We start from the raw sequence: 18,088 nt of genomic DNA on the forward strand, positions 1-18,088 counted from the left end.
CCCCGGGGCTCCCCATCTCCGCCCCGCTGTTTCAACAACGAAAGGAGGTGGTCGAATGTCTCATTGTCTCACGCCGCGCGCGGCCCGTCGGATGAGCCTGGCCTCCCCCCTGGCGGGGTCTGTCGCCTGACGAAGCCGTTCGCCGGCTGACAATGGAAGGGCCGCTCCCCGGGGGCGGCCCTTTTTGCATGCAGGGTCACGGGTCTGCGCGAGGCTCCGGTCCGTCCGCCGTGAAGCGGTATTCGGCGATCCTGCACACTTCGACTCCCCGCCGATCCAGCTCCGCGCCGTTGGCCAGCCGGGCGCGGAAATCATAACGGCATCGGCCGGACCCGTTGTCGACATTGATGCGCATCGAAGCGCCGTTCGGGATCACATCCTCGCCCAGCAGATCCTCCTCCCAGGCATTGAAACCCGGCGTGGAGGCGTAGAAATGGGTGATCGTCTGGCCGGTGGCGTTGACGATGCGCACGGGGCGTGAGGGGGCGCGGTCCGACTGGAACGCCGCCGATCCGAGAACCGCCAATGACAGGGCGACGGCTCCCAGGGTCCGCCGCGCGATCGCCTCCGACATGCAATGCCTCCCATCCCGTTCACGCCCGACAACCTAACGACCAACTCCGCCGGTCGCGAGGGACGAAAGCTGACGGCGCCAAACGGGGTAAACACACCACTTTTCCGGCTGTTCGGCCGAGTGAAAGCAAAAAGAGTATGTATCCCCACTTTCTCCCCACTTTCCTACAATGAACCTTGGTCGGGTTCAGCGACCGTAGGACGAGCGTGAACGGATGGCTCTTCCATCCTGGAGAAGGTGGCATCGATGTGCCGATAAAGCTCGGGAGCATTGTCGTCGCGTACGGACATTGAGAACAGCGCAGAGCGGATCTCACTGGCCGATAGATGCTCCGCAAAGCGGCCTTCAGTTGTCCAATCTTCGGCACGAGCGAAATCGAACAGGTTGGATGCACGCGCGTAAAGGTCTGCGGAGTCCAGCATTACCATCAGGAAATAGCTGTCGCCGACAATCTTGCGCTTTGGCCCGGCGAGGTCGGCATGGAGGCTTCGCAGACGGGACATCTGGACTTGGAGCACCTTTAGCAGCTCAACAAGCGGGCACGCCTGCTCGGGTGAGCACGCTTCGATCATGTCGCGCAGGTCGGTGATTATGTCTGCAGGAACGGCCGGAAGTTCAAATGCCGGAGCTGCCACGTCCTCGAAATGGCCTCCGTTCGCTTTCTTCCGACTAAAGGGGAGCAGAAGCTGGACGCAAGCGTCGGCGTAGTTGCACAACCGACTGAGCGTCAGCGGCATTGTGGCGCGAACCGCCAGGTAGCGTCTTTCCCGCCGGTCTTCGACCTGACGAATCTGGCGCTGGATGAAGACAGCGGCGATCAAGGCCGCAGCGAGCGCGAGCGCACCCGCGAAGATCGTCTCCCAGTCCCTTACCCACAGGAACAGGATCGCACTCTCGATTCGATCCGCCGCTGTGGCGTAACATATGGACTTGTCTAGGCAGAGGTCCCGTCGCGCTGTGAGGGCCAGGAATAAGCCCGCATAAGCTGCCAGTAGCCAAGGCCATCGGCGCCAGATCATTGTCACCTTGGATGGCATGCGTTTCCTCCTTTTGGCCCCATCGCGCTGCCGGTCAGACTCGACCCAGCGCCCTCGCCAACCTCAGGAATCCCGCGCCATCGATCACCTCGGCCCGGGCGTCCGGCTCGATCCCGGCCGCCTCGCACAGGGCCGCTCCGCCGAGCGTCTTAAGGCTCGACCGCAGCATCTTGCGCCTCTGGCCGAAGGCCGCCGCCGTCACCCGTTCCAGCCGCTTCAACGTCTCCGCGTCCGGCCGGTCCGCGCGCGGAACCAGATGCACCACTGCGCTCGCCACCTTGGGCGGTGGCGTGAAGGCGGCGGCCGGCAGGTGCATGACCAGCCGCACCTCGCACACCGCCTGGCTGATGACCGCCAGCCGGCCATAGGCGTCGTCGCCCGGCGCCGCGACGATGCGCTCGGCGACCTCCTTCTGGAACATCAGGGTCAGGGCGTGTGGCAGCCACGGCCCGGTCAGCCATTTGATCAGCAGCGGCGTGCCGACATTGTAGGGCAGGTTGGACACCACATGCGCCGGGGTTGGTCCGACCAGCCCGGCCTCGCGCACCTTCAGGGCGTCGGCCTCGACCACCGTCATCCGGCCCGAGCCGTCGTCCAGCTCGGCCAGCAGGGGCAGGAAGCGGGGATCCTTCTCGACCAGCACGACCTTGCCCGCGTCGCTCTCCAGCAGCGCCCGCGTCAGGCCCCCGGGGCCGGGCCCGACCTCGATCACGGTGCGGCCCTCGAACGGCCCGGCCAGACGCACGATCTTGCGCGTCACGTTCAGGTCCAGCAGGAAATGCTGGCCGAAACTCTTCTTCGCCGACAGCCCGTGGGCGTCGAGGGATTCGCGGAGGGAGGGGAGGTCGGTCACGTCAGATCCGCATCAACAGTCCTTCTCCCCCTGGGGGAGAAGGTGGCCCGAAGGGCCGGATGAGGGGTAAGCCCGCCGCAGGCTCGGCGCCAACCCTTTTCCGCCAGCCGACCAGACCGGATCATCCCGCGCGCGAGGCTGAATGCGCCCGGATCGCCTCCAGCACGATGTTCGGGTTACGCAGGAACGCCGCGTTGCTGAAACGCAGCACCGTAAAGCCAGCCTCGGCGAGGCGAAGGTCGCGCTCGGCGTCCTCGACGATCTTAAGATCGTGAATCCCGCCGTCGAGTTCGATCAGCAGCTTAAGTTCCGGACATACGAAATCGGGAATGGCGCCCGCGATGGGCGTCTGTCGGCGAAACTTCAGTCCCTCGAACTGGCGCCCGCGCAACAGGGCCCAGAGCCGCATCTCCGCTCCGGTCATGTCGGCCCGAAGACGCCGCGCGTGACGCGTCCGTTGCGATGCCTGGGACATGACGCCCTCCGGTTCTCCATAGGGCGGAAGATGGCGGGCGCGTGTCTCGCTGGCTACGGGCTACCAACTCCGGGTTGCAATTCGCGCCATTCTCCCTCGAGAGAGGGTGAGGGGATGTTTGACGCGATGCGGCTGATCGACTGCAGCTGTCCAACCCCTCATCCGGCCCTCCGGGCCACCTTCTCCCCCAAGGGGAGAAGGATGCTTAGCCTGCCCGCGCCGCCGCCATCGCTCCCGCCAGCCGCACCGCCGCGATCAGGCTGTCGGCCCGGGCCACGCCCTTGCCGGCGATGTCGAAGCCGGTGCCATGGTCGGGCGAGGTGCGGATCACCGGCAGGCCCAGGGTCGTGTTGACCCCGCCCCAGAAGTCCAGCGTCTTGACCGGGATCAGGGCCTGGTCGTGGTACAGGCACAGGACGGCGTCATAGGTCGCGCGCGCTTCGTCGTGGAACAGGGTGTCGGCGGGCCGGGGGTCGGTGATCGTGATCCCTTCGGCCCGCAGGGTCCGGACCGCAGGGGCCAGCACCTCGATCTCCTCCAGCCCGATCGCGCCGCCTTCGCCCGCGTGCGGGTTCAGCGCCGCCAGCGCCAGACGCGGCGCCGCGATGCCGAAATCGCGCTTCAGCGCCTCATGGACCACCCGCGCCGTGCGGCAGACGCGCTCGGCGGTGACCAGTGCGGGCGCCTCGGCCAGCGGCGAATGGATGGTGACCAGACAGGCGCGCAGATCCTTCGCCGTCAGCATCATCACCGGCCCGCGCGTGCCGGCGAACGGCGCGTCGGCGGTCAGTTCGGCGATGAACTCCGTGTGACCCGGAAAGCGGAAACCGGCGGCGTACAGCGGGGCCTTGGCGATGGGGGCGGTGACCACGCCGGAGGCCTCGCCCGAGAGGGCCAGGTTGACGGCCTGCTCGATCCAGTCGGCCACGGCGCCGGCGTTGGCGGCCTCGGGCCGTCCGGGCGAGACGGGGGCGGGCAGGGGGACGTCCAGAACCGGGATGGCGCGGCCGAACACGGCCGCCGCCTCCGACGCCGCCGGAACGGTCTGCACCGGCCGGCCCTGGGCGCGCAGCAGGGCGGCGTCGCCGACGACGACGAAGACCGGGCCTTCGGCCTTCAACGCCGCCCAGGCGGCGGCGATGATCTCGGGTCCCACGCCCGCCGGTTCGCCCATCGACAGGGCCAGCGGCGCGGGGCCGGTCATCACTTCATTTCGATGAGGGCGTCGTCACGCAGGTCGCGCATGTAGCGACGGGCCAGGGTGGCGAGGTTCTGGCGGAACAGCTGGTTTTCGATGGCGCGCGCGTCCGGCGCCTCGACGCCGCCGGCCCGCCGTCCGCAGACGGCCAGCAGGTGGACGCCCAGCGGGGTGCGGACCGGGGTGCTGATCGAGCCGACCTCGGCCGAGCGGGCGACCTGCTGGAACTGGGGGGCCAGGTTCTGCACGTCGGCCTCGCCGAGGTCCGAGCCCAGCAGCCCCTGTTCGGATGTGGCGCGCTGCAGCATCGTCTCGCACGTCAGCTGGGGCCGCAGGGCCTCCAGCCGCGCGGTGGCCGCAGCGACGTCCGCCTCGGTGGCGGTTTCCGGCAGTTCGATCATGACCTGCCTGATCTGCACCAGGCTCGCCGCCGCCCCGTCCCGCTTGTCCCGCATATAGACGATATAGACCCCCCCATCGACCGGAATGGGCCGCGACAGCTGGCCGACCTCGAGTTGGTCCAGCGCCTGTTGCAGGGCAGGCTGGACGGTGCCTTCGACGACCCAGCCGGCGTCGCCTCCGCGGGTGGCGGAGGGGGCGGCCGAGAACTGCTGGGCGACGGCCTGGAAAGGCGCGCCCTGGACCATCTGCTGCACCAGCTGGGTGGCGCCGTTCACCGCCGCCTGCTGGCCGCCGACGCGACTGGCCTCGATATAGATTTCACCAATCAGATACTGCTTTTTCGACGCCGCCTCGGCAGCCTGGCGCAGGGCGGCGTCGACCGACGACCTGCTGACCCGGGCGCGACTCTGGAAGCGGCCGCCGACGAGCTGCGACCAGCCGATCTGGGTCCGGATCTGCTCACGCAGGGTCGAGGGGCGGATTCCGCCCTGGGCCAGGAACTCGAGATAGGTCGCCGGCGTGGCTCCTACTTCCTGGGCCATGGCGGTCAGTTCCTGGTCGACCTCTTCGTCGGTCACCACCAGGTCTTCGTACTTGGTCAGTTCCTGGGCCTGCAGACGCTCGTCGATCAGCAGGTTCAGCGCCTGCTGCTGGATGGCGGGGATATTCTCGGCCGTCGGCTGGACCTGGGTCATGGCGATCAGCAGCAGCATGCGCTGGCGCAGATCGAAGCCCGTGATGACACTGTCGTTGACCGTGGCGAGTATGCCGTCGGACATCTGGAACGCTGGCGCGACCGGAGCCGCCGCCGGAGCCGCCTCCGCAGCCGGATTCAGGGACCCCGCCGCGGCCGGAGCCTGCACGGGCGGCGCGGTCTGCGCCACGGCCGTACCGGCCAGGAGGGCGGCCATCGCCACGCCCGTCATGTAACGCGTCAAACCCATGTCAGTCCGTATTCCTCAAGCGGCGTTGGTCCGGATCCGATCCGGATATTTTTCCGCGCGCCCCGTGCCGCGCGGCGTCCAGCGCCCGTCGCTGCGTCAATACCCTGTACCGCCGAAAGTGGCGAGGTTTAGGCGCACATAAACACCCTCCGAGGGGCCCGTCGGGCGGACGCGGGTGTTGTCGCTTCGCCAGCCCAGCTCGAAGCGGAAACAATCGTCATCGAACAGCAGTCCGATTTCGGAACGGGTGATTACGTCCCGCTCCAGATCGGCGATGCCGGCGGCGGCCACGCCCCAGTTGCCGTAGACGAACTGTTGGCCCGACAGCTGGACGAATTCATAGTTGCGATTCAGCGGCCCCGCGACCGGATTGGACCGGTCGATGATGTAGCTGACGGTTGCCAGGTTGCGGCGGCCCCAGCGGCCGTCCACGGCCGTCTCGGCCCGGCGGATCTCGCCCGATGAATCGATGGTCGCGTGGCCCCAACCCCGAACCCGGTCCGAGGGCGAGAAACTGCCCTGGACCACCCAGTCCGAGGTATCCGATGCGAGTCCCGAGGGATCGTAAAGCTGGCTCGGCGCATCCGGCACGGGGACCCGGAAGGCCGCCTCTTCCGCGTCCCGCAGGCTGCGGCCGACGAACAGGCTGGCTTGCCGGCCCTGATCCCAGCGCAGGGTCGTCCTCACCCCCGCCGTGAAACGCAGACCGCCTTCCAGCAGATCGTAGCCCGGAAACCGGTCGATCCGGAACAGCGAGCTCTCGTCCAGCTCCAACGTCTGGCTGTCCTCATTGGGAATCCGGGCGTCGAGATCCGGATCGGTGGAGAGGGAGACCTGCGCCATCGGCTCAAGGATCAGGTCGGCGCTGTCTCCCATCCGGCGGATCAGGGGATAGCTGACGTCGAGGCCGGCGGTGGCGCGGGTGCGGGTGATGGCTTCGTCATCCAGCCCCAGGGCCGGAGGCAGATCGCCGACAGAATAGGCGTCGGCGCGCAGGTCGACGAACGGCTCCCACCGGATGCCGGCGCGGGACGTCACGGCCCGGCGCCATTCGGCCTGGCCGGAGATGCGGCGACTGTCCACGCCGGGCAGACCGAGGAGCGAACCGGCGGGGACGATCTCGGGCCGCAGGACCGGACTGCCGACATAGGCGTCGCGATACAACGATACAGCCGTGGCCCGCAGCCGGAGCCGTCCGCCCAGGACGGGACCCTCGGGCTCCCATCGGGCCTCGATCAAGGGGGCGACGAACGGCAGGCTGTCGTCGCTTTCGAAGATGTTCAGGCCCGGCGCGTCGACATTGGGGACCGCGACGCGAAGACTCTGCATGTCGAAGGCGGCAATGGAAACATAGGACCGAAGGGTCTGGCGCTCGAGATAGGCCTGGCTGATCAGGCGACGGCGATCGCCATAGTAGAGACCGTTGTCCTGATAGGGGTCGCGGACATCATAGCGATCGAACAGGGTCTTGTCCGAGGTGCGTTCAGCGGTGAACCCCCCGCGCCACGGGCCTTCCGGATCGAACCGGCCATAGGCCAGAAGATAGCTGCGGTGCTCGGCGGCGATCGGGATGTCGGGCAGGTTGTCCGGGTCGGGACCGTCGAAATCCCCGAAATTCTCTTCATAGGTATAGCCGGCGCGCGCCTCCACCATTCCGTTCCCGAACCGGCGCCGCCACTGCAGGTTAAGCAGGGGCGCCACGTCGGTGTTGAACTGGGGGCTGATCAGCCAGTCTTCCGAGGGCGAGACGACGTGCAGATAGGGGATTTCCAGACTCAGGCCCCGGCCTTCGTCGTAGCTCGGGATTGGCACCAGGAAGCCCGACGCCCGCTCCACCGTCGGATCCGGATGGGCGAAGACCGGCAGATAGAAGACCGGCACGCCGCCGACGCGGAACAGTGCGTTGCGGTACAGGATCGCCCGCAATTCCTCGTTCTGGACCACCTTCTCCGCCTGGATGGAGATGCTGGGTTCCTTCGAGTTCCCCTCGGCGTCGCAGATCGGGCAGGGCGTAAAGATCGCGTAGTTCAGCTCGTTGACGTTCTGGCTGCGGCGCACGGCGGTGGCGGCCATCAGGCTGGCGCCGTTGGTGAAACGGGTGGCGAAGTCCACGGCGACACCGGCCTTCAGGTCTGAATCGAGCTCCAGATGGCTGGCGAAGATGACCGTTCCGCCCGGATCGGTGAACTCCACCCGCCGGTTGGCCGTCGCGACGCCCGAGGCCAGATCATAGCTGATATCGCCGGCCCTCAGCGTCGCGCCCCGGAACCGCGCCAACACCCGGCTTTCGCCCACGCCGCTGGCGGAGATGAGATCGCCGGACCGCGCCGCGGCGTCGGCCTCGATATACACGCCGTCAGGGGTCAGTCCGTCTGGACCGGCCGGCGCGATAACGGGCGACGGGGCAGGGGTCGCGGCGGGCGGCGGCGGCGTCTGCGCGAACGCGGCGGAGCCCGAGGCGGCGAGGGCGACGGCAGCCGCCCCGGCCAGGAGCCGGCGGCGCAAGGCTGCCGTGTCGGGCGCGCGGCGGTCACGCTGCATGCAAGGTCACTCTGGGTGGCGGACGGGACGGGGGTTCGCTTAGCCGTCTTCGGTATAGAACAGCAAGGTGAAGGCGGCGAGCGCCGTCAGCAACGGCGGCAGCCAGGCCGCCAGCCAGGGCGGGATAACCTCGGCCGAACCGAAGGCCGACGCCGCCTGGTTGACGAAGAAGAAGCCGAACCCCAGCACCACGGCGGCGACGCTCATCCTGGCCAGATCGCCCAGCCGCATCAGCCTCAGCGAGAACGCCGCGGCGAGGATCGACATGGCCGCGAACATCAGGGGCGTGGCCAGCAACTGTTGCAGGCGCAGCCGGTAGGCGGTGGAGGAGAAGCCCGCGTCCTCGACCCGCGCGATCTGCGCCGGCAGGGACCAGAAGGACGTGGACTGGGGCCGGGCGAACCGCTCGAACGCCTCGTCGTCCGCGAGGCTGGAAGGCAGGTCCAGGGTGGCGTACTGCACCGCCCGCTGGCCGATCTGGGCGCCAACGGCGTCGACCAGTCGCCACCGTCCCGCGGCCAGAGTCGCGGAGGCGGCGTCGATCCGTTCCGAGAAGGTGCGCATGCCGGCGCCGTCGTTGGTGTAGATGAAGAAGCTCACGCCCAGCAGACGGGCGTTGGCGCGATCCTGCCGGGCCGCCCGGATGACCATCTGGCGCGTATCGTCGCCCTCGCGGATCCATACCGCCTGTTCCGTCACGCCCGCGGACGCCGAACCTGACAGCCGTGATCGCTCGCGCTGGAACAGCCCATCCGCCGACGCCGCCAGCGGTCCCAGGGCGGCGACGGTGATCACGCCGAACATGAAGGCCGCGCCCGCCGCCGGCAGGACGAACCGCCACGCCGACACCCCGGCCGCCCGCATCGCGATCAGTTCGCTGCGCCGGTTCAGTCCGACGAACGCCGCCAGCGTTCCGAACAGGAAGACGAAGGGCAGCAGTTGCAGGATCACCTGCGGCGACTTCAGCAGCATCAGACCCAGGATGCGGGCGCCGGACAGATCCACTTCGGATCCCACACCCCGGGAGATCTCCACGAAATCGATCAGCATGATCAGGGCGCCGATAACGCCCAGGGCGATCGCCAGCGACCGCGCCTGCTGGACCAGGACATAGCGTTCGATGCGGCCCAGACGCAGTCGCGGGACAGGCAGGACCGTCCGGCTCATGCGAATCTCGCCCTCAACCGGTCCAGCGCGGGCCATGCCCGGCTTCGCCGCGGCTTCAGCGCGCGGAACAGCAGTCTCAGGGAGATCGCCGTCGCCACGATCGGCAGCAGATACTGGAACACGTTCAGCCAGCCGTTCCAGGCGCTGGCCGACACGATGCCGTAGCCCGCCACCCGAACGATCAGGAACGCTGCGGCGGCCTTGGCGATTCGCAGGCTGTAGCCGGTCCGGCTGAACTGGCCGCCCATGATCGCGGTCAGGGCCATCGCCATCGCCATCAGGGCGTATAGCGGGGCCGAAAGGCGCGAATGGCCCTCCGCCATCAGTTCTCCGGCCGATCCCACGCTCCTGAGATCCTGTGGCGAGGGATTGAACAACTGGGGCAGGTACAGGTCCGACGGCTTGTAGCGAATTCGGTCCGTGACATCGGCATAGGGCGAAAGGTCCACTACCGTGCGCCCGAACGAGATGTATTCCAGCACGCCGCGCGACGAATAACTCTGTCGCGATCCGTTCACCAGCGTCAGGAAGGGCGTTCCATCGATTCGGCCGAATCGCGCTTCCGCCGCATCCCAGGTGGTGACCTTGTCGCCCTCGTCGACGTAGACGAACAGATTCTTGAGCAGGCCATTCTGCTCGATCTGCTGGACATAGACGGTCAGGCCGTTGGGGCCCTGGACGAAGCGGCCTTCCTCGATCAGCACGGCGGCCAGGTCGGTGCGGATGGCGAAGGCCTCGGCGCGGGCCTGACGCTGGCCCCACGGCATGAGCACCGTGGTGATCAGCAGGGTCGCAAGCGCCGCGATGGCCGCCAGTCGAATCGCCGGCCGGATCGCCGACCAGCGCGTCACTCCCGAGGCGAAGACGGCCGTCAGTTCCTGTTCGCGCTGCAGCCGGGTCAGGGCGATCAGGGCGCCGACGAACATGCCGATCGGCACGATCACCGCCAGCAATTGCGGCACGGCCAGCAGGGTCAGCTTGACCATGACCCAGACGCTCTGGCCGCGTTCGACGATGACCTCGAGCTGATCCAGACTCTGGCTGAGAATGCCGATTCCGGTCAGCGCGGCGCACGCGCCGACGACGGGACGGGCGATCTGCCGGAAAAGATAGCCTTGGATCAGGGTCATGTTCAGGAGAAATCGCCCGTTGCAGGCGGCGGCGAGGGAGAGCATCTAATACACACCCGACCGCGCCCGTGAAACCGCGCGCGCTTATCCCAATCGACACCATGGCCGGGGCGTACCTCCCGGCGGGAGCAGTAAATGAAGATCGAATTCGTCGCGTCCGCGAGCGCCGCAGAGGTTCTCGCCGTCCTCGTCAACGAAGGACGCGCCCTTGTCGGGACGGGCAGCCGCCTGGACGCCGCGACATCGGGCGCCCTGACCCGCGCCATGACCGCCAGCCGGTTCACCGGCGGTTCCAACAGCACCCTGATCATCGCCGCCCCCGCAGGCGTGGACGCCGCAACCCTGGTGCTGACCGGGGCGGGCGACCCGGCCAAATTCGACGACCTCGCGCTGGAAGCCGCCGCCGGCGCCGCCTATCACGCGGTCAAGCTGTCGGGCGCCGAATCGCTGACGATCGACGCCTCCCACCTGTCGGCCGCACAGGCCGCGCGCGCCGCCTTCGCGGCCCGTCTGGCCGCCTACCGCTTCCTCAAATACCGTACGACGCTGAAGCCCGAAAAGACCCCGTCGATCGAGACCATCAAGGTGGCCTCCGCCGATCCCAAGGCGGCCAATTCGGCCTATGAATCGCTCGCCGCCGTCGCCGCCGCCGTCGAATTCTCACGCGATCTGGTCAGCGAGCCCGCCAACGTCCTGTACCCCGAAGAGTTCGCAAAGCGGGTCAAAGGTCTTGAGAAATTGGGCCTCGAGGTCGAGATTCTGGGCGAAAAGGAGCTGGAGAAGCTCGGCTTCCGCACCCTGCTGGCCGTCGGCCAGGGCAGCGTGCGCGAGAGCCAGGTCGCCATCATGAAATGGAACGGCGGCAGGAAGGGCGACCAGCCGATCGCCTTCGTCGGCAAGGGTGTGTGCTTCGACACCGGCGGCATTTCGATCAAGCCGGCCGACGGCATGGAGGACATGAAGTGGGACATGGGCGGCGCCGCCGCCGTGACCGGGCTCATGCATGCCCTCGCCGGCCGGAAGGCCAAGGTCAACGCCATCGGGGTCATCGGCCTGGTCGAGAACATGCCCGATGGCGCGGCCCAGCGTCCGGGAGACGTGGTCATGTCGCTGTCCGGCCAGTCCGTCGAAATCCTGAACACCGACGCCGAGGGCCGTCTCGTCCTGGCCGACTGCCTCTGGTACACCCAGGAGCGGTTCAAGCCGAAATTCATGCTCGACCTGGCCACCCTGACCGGCGCCATGATCGTGGCGCTGGGGCTGGAGTACGCGGGCGTCTTCTCCAACTCGGACGAGCTGGCCAACAACTTCCTGGCGGCCGGGCCCAAGGTCGGCGAGAACGCCTGGCGGATGCCGATCCCGGCCGCCTACGAGCGCCACATCGACACGCCGATCGCCGACGTCAAGAACACCGGCAACGGCCGCGCCGGCGGTTCGATCACCGCCGCCCTGTTCCTGCAACGCTTCACCAACGGCGTGCCATGGGCGCACATCGACATCGCACCGACCGCCTGGATCAAGGACAGCAAGAACCCGACCGTGCCGGACGGCGCCGTCGGCTGGGGCGTGCGCACCCTCGACAGGATGGTGGCCGACTCCTACGAGTCCTGATCCGCTGCGAGAGGTAGAACCGGGTGTCTGACGCCGGGCCGGAAATCTGGTTCTACCATCTCGAGCGCTCGACGCTGGACCAGGTCCTGCCCGGCCTGCTGGAGAAGACGCGCGAGCGGGGCTGGAAGGCTCTTGTCCGCGCGTCCGACCCCCATCTGCTCGACGATATCGACGAACGCCTCTGGACGTATCGCGACGACAGCTTCCTGGCCCACGGCCGCGCGACCGAGGCCGAGGCGGCGCGTCAGCCCATCCTGCTGACAGACTCGACCGAGAACCCGAACGCGGCTCAGGCGCTGTTCATCGTGGACAGCGCTGAACTGGGCGACACGAAAGGCTTCGACCGATGCTTCATCATCTTCGACGGACGGAACGACGAGGCGCTGTCGGGCGCGCGGGTCCGCTGGAAGACGCTGAAGGATCGGGGCGCGAACCTGGCCTACTGGAAACAGTCGCCCGAAGGTCGCTGGGAAAAGGCGGCCTGATCGCCCTGACGGCCCTGGCCGCCTGTTCGACGCCGGCCTCCGACGCCTCGGCGCCGCGCGCCATCGAGGAGGCCCAGCTGAACCCGCCGGTCGGTTCCCAGCCCACCTATCCGACCGTCGACATGTGCCGCGCGGGCGAGCTTCAGTGGCTGGTCGGGAAACCGAAGACCCAGATTCCCGTTCCCGTCGATGTGGTGAACCGGCGCGTGACCTGCACGACCTGCCCCGTGACGGAGGATTACTCGCCCCAACGCCTGAACATCTTCTTCAACGAGCAGACGCAGATCGTCGAACAGGTCCGCTGCGGCTGACGCCATCAAAGGGAGACGACGCCGATGAAGACCCTGATCCTTTGCCTCACCGCCGGCCTGCTGACCGCCGCCTGCGCGCCCGTGGAAGAAGGCGATACGATTCCGCCTTCGGATGGTCCGGGCCAGTGCCGGGCGGACCAGTACCAGCGCTATGTCGGCCGCAACCGCTCCGAACTGCCGCCCAAACCCGCCAATGAGACATGGCGCGTCACCTGCACAACCTGTCCGGTGACGATGGATTACAGCCCTTCGCGCCTGAACATCTTCTATGAGGAACGGACGGGGATCATTCGCGAGGTCAAATGCGGATGAGGGCCGTAGTCACCGCCGTCGCCGGTCTGACGCTGGCGGCGTGCGCGCCTGTCGAAACGCCCGATGCGACGCCCGGTCCCCGGCGCTGCGACGCCGAGGCGGCGCGGTCGCTGATCGGCTCCCATGTGGGGGCGGTGGATTTCCAGGCCGGCGCCGACGTCCGCATCGTCTGCACGACCTGTCCGACGACCAAGGACCTGCGTCCCGACCGGCTGAACATTCGCTTCAACCAGGCCACGGGAATCATCGAGCGCGTCGACTGCGGCTGATCCAGCCTTGGCGTCAGCCTGCTTTCCCGGCAGGGTGACGTCGAGGGCAGGGGGACGGTTATGCGTACGATATGGATGGCGGGCGTCGCGCTGACGGCGGCGCTGATCGGACCGGCGGCTGTGGCTGACGCCACGGCGAACAGCGCCGTACGCGACCTGATCGAACGACCCCAGGTTTGCGGCCAGGCCAGCTCGGCCAACAGCGGCACGCCGGTCGCCGACATGGTCATGGTCGACGGCTTCGGCACGGGCGGCTTCACCATCGATACGACCAGTCCCGAGGCCCAGGCGTGGTTCAACCACGGCGTCCGCCTGCGCTGGGCGTTCGAGCACAAGGAATCCGTGCGCGCCTTCCGCAAGGCGCGGCTGCTGGATCCCGCCTGCGGCCTGTGCGCCTGGGGCGAGGCCTGGGCCCTGGGGCCCAATCTCAATGGCGGCGGCAATGACGACGAAAGCCTCGCCGCCGCGCTGAAGGCTGCCCGCGAGGCCCGCCGGATGGCCCGCCGCGCCACGCCGATGCAGCGCCAGATGATCGACGCCCTGGTTCAGCGCTATTCGGGCCAGAAGTCCTCGCGCGACAGACGCTTCGCCCAGGCGATGGACCGGATCGCGCGCAACAATCCGACCGACGTCACCGTGGCCGCCATCACCGCTGACGCCTGGATGCTGAAGGCCGACAGATGGTGGGATGACGACGGCAAGGCCGCCGATCCCGGCATCACCCGCGCCATGGCCATCCTCGAACAGACCCTGGCCCAGGCTCCGAACGATCCCGGCGCCATCCACCTCTACATCCACCTGACGGAATGGTCGGACGATCCGCACAAGGCCATTCCCTATGGCGAGCGGCTTGCGGCCCTGGCCCCCGGCGCCAGCCATCTGGTGCACATGCCCTCGCACACCTTCTACCGGGTCGGGCGGTACCGGGACGCCATGATGTCCAACGTCAACGCCGTGGCGCTGGACCGGCGCTATGACGGGCTGGCCCGTCCGCCCGGCGGCGTGCCCGGCATGCCCCTGCACGGCCACAACATCCATTTCGGCATGGGCGGCGCCCTCATGGCCGGCGGCGGCGAGGAGGGGCTGAAGCTGGCCGAATGGTTCCTGGCCACCTACCCGGACATCCTGGCGACCAACGTCTGGCGCCAGGCCATGGCCAACAACGCCTACGCCATTTACGGCCGCTTCGGCTCGCCCGGCCAGGTCGCCGCCCTGATCGAGCCGGCGGAAAGCCATCCGATGCTGCGCGTCAGCTGGCGTTTCGCCCGGGGCGAGGCGGCGGCGCGGGCAGGGGACGCCTCCGCGGTCCGGGCCGAGGCCGAGGCCATCGCGGCCCTGCGCGCGGCCCCTGACTTCGCCGCCGGCCCCCAAGGCAAGCTCCGCAGCGATTTCACCGAGGTCTCGCAGCGCGTGCTCGAAGGTCGCGCCGCCATGATCGAGGGCAATGCGGACGCTGCCGTCGCCGCCTTCACCCGCGCCGCCGAAATCCAGGGCCAGGACTCCGAAGGCGGCGATCCGCCGATCCTCTGGTACCCGACCCGGCGCAGCCTGGCCGCCGCCCTGCTGCTCAAGGGCGACGCGGCGGGCGCGAAGGCGAAGATCGTCGAACTGCTCGAGGACTGGCCCGGCGACCCCTACAGCTATTTCGTCCTCGCCGAGGCCGAGACCGCGTTGGGCGATCCGGACGCGGCCGCCGAGGCGCGACGCCAGTCGACCGTCGAATGGATCGGCGGCGCCATGAACCTGAAACTGGCCTAGGACGGCGCGGCGACGGCCATGTTGTCGATCAGCCGGGTTCGGCCCAGCCAGGCCGCCGCCAGAATGCGGGCCGGCGCGTCCACGACGCCGTCGCGGAACGGGGCCAGGTCGTCGGCCCTTCGGACGGCGACATAGTCGATCCGCTCGAATCCGGCCTTGAGCAGGGCGGCGTGGGCGTCCCGTTCGACCGCCGCGAGCGGCCGCCGCGCCGTCGCCTGTGCTCCAGCCTCGGCCAGCACCCCGTTCAGCCGACGGGCGGTCTCCAGTTCGGGTTCCCCGAGGTAGGCGTTGCGTGACGACAGCGCCAGGCCGTAGCCGTCCCGCTCAGTCGGCGACCCGACAATTTCGGTCGGCATGTCGAGGTCCCGGACCATCCGGCGGACAACCATCAACTGCTGATAGTCCTTCTCGCCGAACACAGCGACGTCGGCCTGGACCTGGTTCAGCAGCTTGGCCACCACCACGGCGACACCCCCGAAAAAGTGAGGGCGGAAGTCGGTTTCCAACCCGGCGGAGGGACCGCCCACGCTGACGGCGGTGACGAACCCTTCCGGATACATCTCCTCCACCGTGGGCGCGAACAGCAGATGACAGCCCGCGCCGGCCAGTAGTTCCGCGTCTTGCGCCTCGCGCCGCGGATACGTCCCCAGGTCCTCATGCGCGGCGAACTGGGTCGGATTGACGAACACGCTGGCGACGATCCGGTCGGCTCGCCGATCCGCCTCGCGCACAAGGGTCAGGTGGCCTTCGTGCAACGCGCCCATGGTCGGGACGAAGCCGATGGTGAACCCTTGGCGTTTCCACGCGCTCACCTGTTCGCGCAACGCGGCGACGGTGCGCACGACGGGAAGGGGATCGGGCTCGGTCATGATGAACGGATTAACCCTCCGCCTTAAGCGTGCTTGTGAACCGTGCGGCAAAGGCCGCCGTGCGAGGGTTGGCTTATGACGCCGAGCCTCCTGATCCGTCCAGTGCTTGTCCTCCTCGCAACCGGGGGCCTGACCGCCTGCGGCATGGTCGAAAGCGATCCGCATCGCTTCGAATCCCTGGCCGAGTCCGTCGCCGCCATCCCGCTGGACGGCGGTCCCGGCGTCCAAACGACGCCCGCAGTCCATAGCAGCACGACCGGTACCGGCCTGCGCCCTGCCATCCGCGTGGAGGTTCTGGACCCCCACGCACTCTGGGACGCCCGCGACGCCGACATGAATGCCATGGTCGAACGCGCCGCGCCGCGCCTCGTGGCCGCCGCCGCACCCGCCATGGCCGACGCCGTGGTGCAGCAGGTCTCGACCCGGATCGACAACGCGGCCTCCCGCGCCGGCCTGCGCCCCGCTATGCAGACTCGCCCCACTGTCGCGGCCGCCGCTCCGGCCGGCGCGCGGGGTCTGGTGCAACTGGGCGCCTATTCCAGTGAGGCTTCGGCCCGCACGGCCTGGGCCCGCCTCAGGAGCGGGCAGGCGGCCTGGGCCCTGGACGGCCTGTCGCCGGTCTATGAGGCCGTGGAGGTCGGCGGCCGTCAGCTCACCCGTCTGAAAGTGCGCGCGCCCGCCGCGGGCGCCGGCGCCGTCTGCGCAGCCGCCGGGATCGACGACCCCTGGTGCCGCCGGGCCGCATAGGCCGCACATCCACAGCCGTTCCGTCCCCCTGCGTTGACGTCCGGCCCGCCTGCCGTGATTCTGCCCGTTCTGGCCGCGCGTCTGAGTCGGCGGTCCCACACAGGTGCGAGTCCTCCATGGCTGACCCCGCGGTCATCGTCGTCGGCAACGAAAAGGGCGGGGCGGGCAAGTCCACGCTCGCCATCCATATCGTCACCGCCCTGCTGCACGCCGGCAAGCGGGTGGCCATCATCGATCTCGACCTGCGCCAGCGGTCGATGGCCAAATTCTTCGCCAACCGCGCGGCCTGGATGGCGGGCAACGCCCAGATCCTGCCGATGCCGATCGAACCCGACATGGGTGACGGCAAGGCCCTGGCCCGGGCTGACGAAACCGAACAACTGGCCCGGTTCGAAGCCGCCTTCGCCGAGGCCAGGGCCGCTGCTGACGTCATCCTGATCGACACGCCCGGCGGCGACACCCTGCTGTCGCGCACGGCCCACGGCCTCGCCGACCAGATCGTCACCCCGATGAACGACAGCTTCGTCGATTTCGACCTGCTGGGCTCGGTGGATCCGGTCACCCTCGATCTGCTCAAGCCCTCGATCTATTCTGAAAGCGTCTGGGAGGCCCGCAAGCAGCGCGCCGTCACTCAGGGCCGGCACGCCCAGATCGACTGGATCGTGGTCACCAACCGCCTCGCCGTGGCCGCCGCCCGCAACCGCCAGCGGCTGGAAGAGCGGATGGAGAAGCTGGCCCGCCGCGTCGGCTTCCGCATGGGGCCCGGTCTGCGCGACCGCGTCATCTATCGCGAACTGTTCCCGTTCGGCCTGACCGTGGCCGACCTGTCCAACGAGGTGCGGCCCGTGGCGGTGTCGCTGGCCCATGTCGCGGCCCGGCAGGAGATGCGCAATCTGATGCAGTCGCTGGGACTGGACAGCGGCGCGCTGGACGCCCCGCTCGACGCGGCGGCATGACGCCTTGAGTCTGATATGGCTGGTCCTGGCCGCCATCGCCGTCTGGACCCTGGTCCGGCTGGGTCGTCAGAGCGAGGGTCGCCGCCGGGGTCAGTGGCGCGTCGCCGCGACCCTGTTCAGCGCCGTGATGCTGGCCGGCGGGGTCCTGCTGGCGGTGCGCGGGTCCTGGCTGCCGGCCGCCGGCCTGATCGGCGCCGGCCTGTGGCTGACCGTGGCGTCGCGCCAGCGGGCCGTCGCGTCCCGCCGGAGCGAGGCCCTGTCCGAGTCCGAAGCCCGGTCGATCCTCGGCGTCCCCGTTGATGCCTCGCCCGAGACAATCAACACAGCCTGGCGCCGCCTGATGGGCCGCGCCCACCCGGACCAGGGCGGCACGGAAGGTCTGGCGTCGCGGCTCAATGCGGCGCGGGACCGGCTGCTGAAGCGGTAAATCCGACCCCTCTCCCGGCGGG

Annotated in this window: 19 protein-coding genes; 9 read left to right on the forward strand and 10 right to left on the reverse strand. The window is 68.6% G+C overall.

What is annotated here, in order from left to right; translation table 11 throughout:
• Positions 1-196: 196 nt before the first annotated feature.
• The 9 genes from VN378_RS06810 to VN378_RS06850 all read right to left on the reverse strand — a co-directional run bounded on the left by VN378_RS06810 (position 197) and on the right by VN378_RS06850 (position 10,321).
• Positions 197-574 carry a hypothetical protein gene (locus VN378_RS06810; RefSeq protein ID WP_325742211.1) on the reverse strand — a complete coding sequence of 126 codons (378 nt, stop codon included), beginning with the start codon at positions 572-574 and terminating at the stop codon, positions 197-199.
• A gap of 164 nt (positions 575-738) precedes the next feature.
• Positions 739-1,611 carry a hypothetical protein gene (locus tag VN378_RS06815; RefSeq protein WP_325742213.1) on the reverse strand — a complete coding sequence of 291 codons (873 nt, stop codon included), beginning with the start codon at positions 1,609-1,611 and terminating at the stop codon, positions 739-741.
• A 34-nt stretch (positions 1,612-1,645) separates the two neighbouring features.
• Positions 1,646-2,464: a 16S rRNA (adenine(1518)-N(6)/adenine(1519)-N(6))-dimethyltransferase RsmA gene (rsmA, locus tag VN378_RS06820; protein ID WP_325742215.1), complete on the reverse strand. Its 819-nt coding sequence runs from the start codon at positions 2,462-2,464 to the stop codon at positions 1,646-1,648.
• Between the two features lie 121 nt (positions 2,465-2,585).
• Positions 2,586-2,939, reverse strand: coding sequence for an endonuclease domain-containing protein (locus tag VN378_RS06825; protein ID WP_325742217.1), 354 nt, complete (start codon positions 2,937-2,939; stop codon positions 2,586-2,588).
• A gap of 205 nt (positions 2,940-3,144) precedes the next feature.
• On the reverse strand, positions 3,145-4,143 hold the full coding sequence (gene pdxA, locus VN378_RS06830; protein WP_325742219.1) for a 4-hydroxythreonine-4-phosphate dehydrogenase PdxA: 999 nt from the start codon (positions 4,141-4,143) through the stop codon (positions 3,145-3,147).
• Positions 4,143-5,483 (reverse strand): peptidylprolyl isomerase, encoded by a 1,341-nt coding sequence (locus VN378_RS06835; RefSeq protein ID WP_325742221.1) that lies wholly within the window; start codon positions 5,481-5,483, stop codon positions 4,143-4,145. The genes pdxA and VN378_RS06835 overlap by 1 nt, the downstream gene beginning before the upstream one ends.
• Before the next feature lie 96 nt (positions 5,484-5,579).
• Positions 5,580-8,024, reverse strand: a complete 2,445-nt coding sequence (locus VN378_RS06840; protein ID WP_325742223.1) for an LPS-assembly protein LptD — start codon at positions 8,022-8,024, stop codon at positions 5,580-5,582.
• Between the two features lie 39 nt (positions 8,025-8,063).
• A complete protein-coding gene (gene lptG, locus VN378_RS06845; protein WP_325742225.1) occupies positions 8,064-9,191 on the reverse strand; it encodes an LPS export ABC transporter permease LptG in 1,128 nt (375 codons plus the stop codon).
• Positions 9,188-10,321, reverse strand: coding sequence for an LptF/LptG family permease (locus tag VN378_RS06850; RefSeq protein ID WP_325742227.1), 1,134 nt, complete (start codon positions 10,319-10,321; stop codon positions 9,188-9,190). Before VN378_RS06850 ends, lptG begins: the two co-directional genes overlap by 4 nt.
• Before the next feature lie 135 nt (positions 10,322-10,456).
• Between VN378_RS06850 and VN378_RS06855 the strand changes: the two genes are divergently transcribed.
• From VN378_RS06855 to VN378_RS06880, 6 genes are all read left to right on the forward strand, one after another.
• The gene (locus VN378_RS06855) at positions 10,457-11,932 is read left to right on the forward strand and encodes a leucyl aminopeptidase (protein WP_325742228.1); all 1,476 of its coding nucleotides are present in this window, start codon (positions 10,457-10,459) and stop codon (positions 11,930-11,932) included.
• A gap of 23 nt (positions 11,933-11,955) precedes the next feature.
• Entirely contained in the window at positions 11,956-12,417 is a 462-nt protein-coding gene (locus VN378_RS06860; protein WP_325742230.1) for a DNA polymerase III subunit chi, read from the forward strand.
• A 122-nt stretch (positions 12,418-12,539) separates the two neighbouring features.
• Positions 12,540-12,728, forward strand: a complete 189-nt coding sequence (locus VN378_RS06865) for an I78 family peptidase inhibitor (protein ID WP_325742232.1) — start codon at positions 12,540-12,542, stop codon at positions 12,726-12,728.
• Positions 12,729-12,752: 24 nt separating this feature from the next.
• Positions 12,753-13,040: an I78 family peptidase inhibitor gene (locus VN378_RS06870; RefSeq protein ID WP_325742234.1), complete on the forward strand. Its 288-nt coding sequence runs from the start codon at positions 12,753-12,755 to the stop codon at positions 13,038-13,040.
• Positions 13,037-13,309, forward strand: coding sequence for a hypothetical protein (locus tag VN378_RS06875; protein WP_325742236.1), 273 nt, complete (start codon positions 13,037-13,039; stop codon positions 13,307-13,309). The genes VN378_RS06870 and VN378_RS06875 overlap by 4 nt, the downstream gene beginning before the upstream one ends.
• 60 nt (positions 13,310-13,369) lie before the next feature.
• Positions 13,370-15,067, forward strand: coding sequence for a hypothetical protein (locus VN378_RS06880; protein WP_325742238.1), 1,698 nt, complete (start codon positions 13,370-13,372; stop codon positions 15,065-15,067).
• Here the strand turns inward: VN378_RS06880 and panC are convergent.
• A complete protein-coding gene (gene panC / locus VN378_RS06885) occupies positions 15,064-15,936 on the reverse strand; it encodes a pantoate--beta-alanine ligase (RefSeq protein WP_325742240.1) in 873 nt (290 codons plus the stop codon). The two genes, VN378_RS06880 and panC, sit on opposite strands and share 4 nt — an antisense overlap.
• A gap of 102 nt (positions 15,937-16,038) precedes the next feature.
• On the opposite strand from panC, the gene VN378_RS06890 reads away from it, so the two are divergent.
• The 3 genes from VN378_RS06890 (at position 16,039) to VN378_RS06900 (ending at position 18,066) form a co-directional block, all read left to right on the forward strand.
• The gene (locus VN378_RS06890; protein ID WP_325742242.1) at positions 16,039-16,683 is read left to right on the forward strand and encodes an SPOR domain-containing protein; all 645 of its coding nucleotides are present in this window, start codon (positions 16,039-16,041) and stop codon (positions 16,681-16,683) included.
• A 116-nt stretch (positions 16,684-16,799) separates the two neighbouring features.
• Positions 16,800-17,639 (forward strand): division plane positioning ATPase MipZ, encoded by an 840-nt coding sequence (locus tag VN378_RS06895; RefSeq protein WP_325742244.1) that lies wholly within the window; start codon positions 16,800-16,802, stop codon positions 17,637-17,639.
• 4 nt (positions 17,640-17,643) lie between these two features.
• Positions 17,644-18,066 carry a molecular chaperone DnaJ gene (locus tag VN378_RS06900; RefSeq protein ID WP_325742246.1) on the forward strand — a complete coding sequence of 141 codons (423 nt, stop codon included), beginning with the start codon at positions 17,644-17,646 and terminating at the stop codon, positions 18,064-18,066.
• The last annotated feature ends 22 nt before the right edge of the window (positions 18,067-18,088 follow it).

The organism is Brevundimonas sp., from assembly GCF_035561115.1.
Lineage (GTDB): Bacteria > Pseudomonadota > Alphaproteobacteria > Caulobacterales > Caulobacteraceae > Brevundimonas.